Annotated in this window: 4 protein-coding genes; 2 read left to right on the top strand and 2 right to left on the bottom strand. The window is 43.7% G+C overall.

The features are described from left to right. Positions 1–110: 110 nt before the first annotated feature. A complete protein-coding gene (locus AC4II3_RS30820; RefSeq protein WP_488017281.1) occupies positions 111–758 on the top strand; it encodes a hypothetical protein in 648 nt (215 codons plus the stop codon). Here the strand turns inward: AC4II3_RS30820 and AC4II3_RS30815 are convergent. After that, entirely contained in the window at positions 694–1,935 is a 1,242-nt protein-coding gene (locus tag AC4II3_RS30815; protein WP_488017283.1) for an aromatic ring-hydroxylating oxygenase subunit alpha, read from the bottom strand. The genes AC4II3_RS30820 and AC4II3_RS30815 overlap by 65 nt on opposite strands. Positions 1,936–2,356: 421 nt before the next feature. Beyond that, positions 2,357–3,991, bottom strand: coding sequence for an alpha/beta hydrolase (locus AC4II3_RS30810; RefSeq protein ID WP_488016898.1), 1,635 nt, complete (start codon positions 3,989–3,991; stop codon positions 2,357–2,359). A 590-nt stretch (positions 3,992–4,581) separates the two neighbouring features. Here AC4II3_RS30810 and argF point away from each other — a divergent pair. Further along, positions 4,582–5,502 carry an ornithine carbamoyltransferase gene (gene argF / locus AC4II3_RS30805; protein ID WP_488016897.1) on the top strand — a complete coding sequence of 307 codons (921 nt, stop codon included), beginning with the start codon at positions 4,582–4,584 and terminating at the stop codon, positions 5,500–5,502. Positions 5,503–5,605: the final 103 nt, after the last annotated feature.

Below are 5,605 nucleotides of genomic sequence, written 5' to 3'. Positions count from 1 at the left end.
TCCCGACTCCCGACTCCCGACTCCCGACTCCCGACTCCCGACTCCCTACTCCCTAATCACTGTTCTCTTTGCTATAAACACTCAATACTAAACAGTATCAAATCAAGGCCATGTCTAACAACAATCATCTAAGTAAAACAAGCACGATTAATAATTTTGCTATAGACAACAAACCCCTTTCCAACACAGCCCTTCCTGTTGTTACCCCAGCTAATCCTCTTGCTAATCTGCAACAGCAACATATTGAAGAAGTCGCCGAAGCATTGGTGGAATTTCAAATGACTGCCATGTCTGATAAGAAGAAACAGGAGCAAGAAACAAAAGAGCTACAGAAAAAAATGGGTCGCTTCACTGCTATTTGGATGATTTTAATCGTGATGGTAGCAGGAGCAGGAGCTTGGACAGGATATTTCTTTTATACCCAGCTCAAGCAGCTAACTACAGAAATTACGTCATTGAAAGAAGCTCCGGCAGAATCAGAACAGGCAAAACAAGTTCAACAGCTAGAACGTCAGCTATCTGAACTTAAAAAGCAAGTGCCATCGAATCTGGCAACTGACTTAGAAGCTAACCAAAAAAAACTTTCAGCACTAGAAAAACAAGTCCAAGGAGTACAAGAAAGCGTTAAGCACCGCCAACAAGCCCTAGTGGTTTTAGCCAATGCTTTTCAAGACTTGGCTAATTTTGATCAGTCTAACCCTCCTGTGACTGCGACCTCAGCGGAAAATAGTCCAAAAGGTGGCGCTGGAAGTCAATAATTGAGCTTTCATCCTCTGACAATTGACTATAACCGAATTTTGGCGATTTCATCGCCTTTTGTTGCTGCTCACAAGCATAAATATCTTCGAGCATGACATCACCTGATTCCAGAAAATTTTGGTTTTCTTGTTTATTATTATTGTCATCTGACCCCCAAAGAAACCAAGTCCCAATTAGCATCATTTCAGCATAGCTAGCTAAGCTTAAGTAAGTCTTTTTAGAGGTCAAGCTCTTAAAGCTTTCCCAAGCCCCGTATGCTAGATAGTCCATTGTTGAAATAGGCATAGTCCATGTCCGGACTTCGACAGTTGTTTGATCTGGCGCAACTGGTATCACATGGAGAATCATCCAAGTATTCTCGGTACCTACGATGCCTAGATTGGGGAAAAGCATATGCACATAAGCCCCAATTTTTTCCCGAGGAATGTGATCAATAATCGGTAGTGGTGACTTTTTTTCCAGGGAATCCAGATAGGTTTTGGTCAGGGGTTCAAAGAAAGTCCAGTGGCGACCGACAAACGACCACTCTTGGTTCTTATGATCGTATTCCCGCAATGTTTCGGAATGTAGGTGCGCCAGATGATAACCATCAATATAATTTTCAACGAAGATTTTCCAATTTGCCTTTACCTGGTAAGTGTATTTTTCTGCTTCCACCAGTTTTTCCGGCTGATGAGGACCAAATTTTTCGGGGAAACCAGCTAACCAGGTCATCAGAGGCTCTGGGCTAGGATCGGGATGGACAAAGATCATACCCTTCCAAGTTTCAACCGCTGCCGGATGAAGCCCCAAAGTTGAGATATTGATGTCGGAAAACTTCTCCTGTTGGGGAACGCCAGATAAAGCACCATCCAACGAGTAAACCCAATTATGATAAGGGCATCTGATCAACTTTTTGCCTTTACCGGTCACTTTCAGAAGTTGGGTTCCGCGATGGCGGCAGATGTTGTGGAAAGCCCGTAGGGTTTGATCGTTGCCCCGTACCACGATCAGGGGATACAGTCCTACCTGAACACAGAGGTAATCGCCAACGTCTGGAATGTCCAATGTCATCCCAGCAAATTGCCAGCAACAACCAAATAGGTCTTTCTGCTCCCGGTCAAACCACTCCTGAGACCTGTAAGCTTCCACTGGCAGAAGTAAACTTTTGGTCGATTTTGATGTAACCTTTTTCATTAAATTAGATTTCTCCTTATTATCACGACAACCGCTATAGATTGAGGCAAATGGCAATTAACCATTAACCTTAGTTCGAGCTAAGTTCGACATAACCAACTTTATCCAGAACTTTATCCAGAACTCAGGAGGTTCGAGTTAGGAGTTATATTATTTCAGGATAATTACCCTTAATAAATATCTCCCTCGGTGCGCTTTCCTTGTCTTGATGCAGTCGCTCATGGGGGGAACCCCCTTTGGCGGCGCTGCATCGCTAGGCGAATTAAATTCGCCACGGGTCGCATCGCTCCCTATCTCCCTATCTCCCCACCAATCAAATTTTAGTCAGATGCAAGAAACAGCCCTGCCCCTGTGAGGGGGTTAGGGGTGGGTTCCACCTTCTCCTTAATTATGGGTATTCAACCAGACTTGATATTAGGAGTTATAACCCCGCTTTCTCCCTTACCAAAGGCTCGAGAATTGTCAGCAAACTCAAGGGCATCAGCTCTTGACTAAGGGATTGAGCATAGGCAGCACTTAGATAAGCTTGGTACTCTGATTTACCAGCAATATAGGTTTGAAAAAATGCTAAACTCAATGCCTTCATATACTCCTGAGCAATAGTTGGGTCAGGACCAAGCACTGCCTCAGGTAAGGGGACATCATCTTCTGATGGGGCGAGGGTGGAAAAGTGGGTTCCTTTCCTGAGTAATACTAGATACTTCTGTAGAGTTGTCAGCCAAGTAAAGGGTTGAATCTGTTCTGGTAACGCTGGCGCTACGGTATCATCACTACCAGCGACTACCATCAGGGGCACTTGAATTTCGCTAAGTTGGGATTTTCCTAAGACTGTGCTAGCAATTGGATTAATTGCGATCGCACCTTTAATCCGTTGATCCGATAACTGATAGTCCTGTGGTGGTAAGTCAAAGGCACGACACTGAAGTAGTAGGGATATATTCAAGGTATCCTCATTTAAGGGAGCGCAATCCTTTTGCAATTGCTCAAAATTAATCTCGCCTCCAGCAAGAGCTAAGGATGTGTAACCCCCAAAGGACTGACCCAATACTCCCACCTGTTGCAAATTTAACTGCCCTTTAAAGGAACTTTCTAGTTCATCAAGTAACAACTTGATATCCAGAGGGCGGTTAATAAATTCTGATGGTGGAGCTACCTCTTTGGCAAGACCACTTAACAAAGCCTGTATTTGATCCGCATTACTGCCTGGATGTTCCGGTACAGCCACAGCAAATCCATGGGATGCCAGGTGATGGGCTAAGTACTCAAATGTCTTCCGTTCTGAACCCAGTCCGTGGGAAATAACAATCACTGGTGCTAACCCTTCCCTTGGGGACTCTGGCAAATACAAATCAACGGGAAACTCTCGCCGACGGCTGAGGTCATCGAAGGTAATGGTTTGCTTGGTATAGCTTACTGAACCGGGTTGCCGTAAGTCTAGGGATAAATCGGATAAACCTCGCTCTGTCTGGGCTGCCGCTTCCTGCTCCGATGCCTGTTCCACTGCTGCAATGGCCGTTTGGGTTTGCTGAATCAGCTTCGATAAGTCATCAATAATTTCAAAACCCCGTTGTGAGTTAATCCGAATCCCGTAAGTCGGAAATTCCTGCAACACATTCAAAATCGTCAACCCTTCTGGCTGAAAAGCGGCTTTGATTAAAGCCGCTCGAATAGCATAGAAACCGGGTTGACGAGCTTTGGTTTGAATCACTTCACCTACCCGTTGTAGAACTATTTCCCCTTGAGGTGAGTAGAGGAATTGAGCGATCGCTACTGGTGTGACATCAATGGGAGTGATTAAGACCTGCCGCAGTTGTTTGAATTCTTCCGGCTTTACATACCCTGCATAGAAGGCTAAGGATGGCTCAACTTTGCCCACTGTCGCATAAACTTCTAGAGCTGCGATCGGTAGAGAAAACTCGATTGGACCATAGGAAATATAGATTTTCTCTGCTGCCTCAACTGGTGCAGAAATCATCACTGGAGTGACCAACAATCCTAGATTCAGCAGCAGCCATCTTAGTCTAGTTTGTAGTTTACCTTTTGCTAATCTGAACATATAGACTTTCCAAATGAGTTGTAAAACTAAATTGTAATTTTTTATAATACAAAAAACGCTGTATTTCTTGCTAAGGTTACTTTTCAGGAGTTTTATGTTCCCTAAAGCATTTCGTTATTTGTTTACATCTCAAATGTAAATACTATAGGCCGACTCCCTAGCTCCCTAAACCCCACACCCCACACCCTACCCCCTTGGTTGACTGACTAAAGTCAGTCAACCAGCCCTAGTGCTGAATCGGGCAAGACATTTGTATTATGTAATAACGATTTGTCAATTTTTGATGACATTTAAGGATAGATTAAATAGACTGGGATTATGTGATTGCGAAAATTTGTGGTAGAGTGAATAACTCTAGCCAAGATTCAAGCTTGTTTTCCTAAAAAATACTAACTAGTTTTTTAGTATTTTTTGGGAGACTAGCTATGATAATTTAAGATAAATAGGATAGCGTCTTAACAGGGTGCATCTTAATAAAAACTGGGGAGCTATAAAGTGCTCATTCCAGGAAAAGAGTACACTTTGTTTTCTGGGCAATTGTGTGTAACACTGCGGCTAGGGTAAACTAGTTTACTCATTGAATACAAAACATGAATACATTAAAAGGACGCGATTTTTTAGGCTTAACAGACCTCAGTGCTAGTGACATTCAAGAACTATTGGATAACGCGACTCAGTTAAAAAAAGGTCAGTGGAATCCTAGGTGCAATAAGGTTTTGGGATTATTGTTTTATAAGGCTTCCACACGAACACGGGTCAGTTTTTCCGTAGCTATGTACCAACTAGGCGGTCAGGTGATTGACTTAAATCCCAATGTCACCCAAGTTGGTCGTGGAGAACCAGTAGTAGATACAGCACGAGTCTTAGATCGCTACTTGGATATTCTAGCAATTCGTACCTTTGAACAAAAACAGTTGGAAACCTTTGCGGAATATGCCCAGATTCCAATTATTAATGCTTTGACCGATTGGGAGCATCCCTGTCAGACTTTAGCCGATTTGTTAACGATTCAGGAATGCTTTGGAACACTGGCTGGTTTGACATTAACTTATGTTGGCGACGGTAATAATGTCGCTCATTCACTAATGTTGGGCTGCGCTCTAATGGGAATGAATGTCAGAGTCGCCACACCACCAGCTTATAAACCTGATAGTGCTATTTGTGAGCTTGCCCTGAAAACTGCAGCTAGCCGCACAGAAGTAATGGTTACTGATGATCCAGTAGCTGCTGCTAAGGAAGCTCATGTCATTTATACTGATGTTTGGGCAAGTATGGGTCAAGAAGCTTCAGCTGAGGAGCGAATTCCAATTTTTAAGCCTTATCAAGTTAATCAACAGTTGTTAGACCATGCCGACCCATCAGCAATCGTACTCCACTGTTTACCCGCTCACCGGGAGGAAGAAATTACAGACCAGGTAATCGAAGGCTCGCGATCGCGTGTTTGGGACCAGGCAGAAAACCGTTTACATGCCCAAAAAGCCTTACTGGTCAGTCTTTTGGGCGTTGAGTGAATGGTGAGGGAGTAGGGAGTAGGGAGTAGGGAATAGGGAGTAGGGAATCGGGAATAGGGAATAGGGAATAGGGAATAGGGAATAGGGAATAGGGAATAGGGAA

Source organism: Moorena sp., assembly GCF_982860115.1.
Note: the sequence above shows the minus strand (reverse complement) of the source record. Positions and strands in the feature narration are given on the sequence as shown.

What these genes read in the sequence shown, in the direction of transcription:
- AC4II3_RS30820 (WP_488017281.1), top strand. Translation starts at nt 111, where the DNA reads ATGTCTAACAACAATCATCTAAGTAAAACAAGCACGATTAATAATTTT.
- AC4II3_RS30815 (WP_488017283.1), bottom strand. Translation starts at nt 1,935, where the DNA reads ATGAAAAAGGTTACATCAAAATCGACCAAAAGTTTACTTCTGCCAGTG.
- AC4II3_RS30810 (WP_488016898.1), bottom strand. Translation starts at nt 3,991, where the DNA reads ATGTTCAGATTAGCAAAAGGTAAACTACAAACTAGACTAAGATGGCTG.
- argF (WP_488016897.1), top strand. Translation starts at nt 4,582, where the DNA reads ATGAATACATTAAAAGGACGCGATTTTTTAGGCTTAACAGACCTCAGT.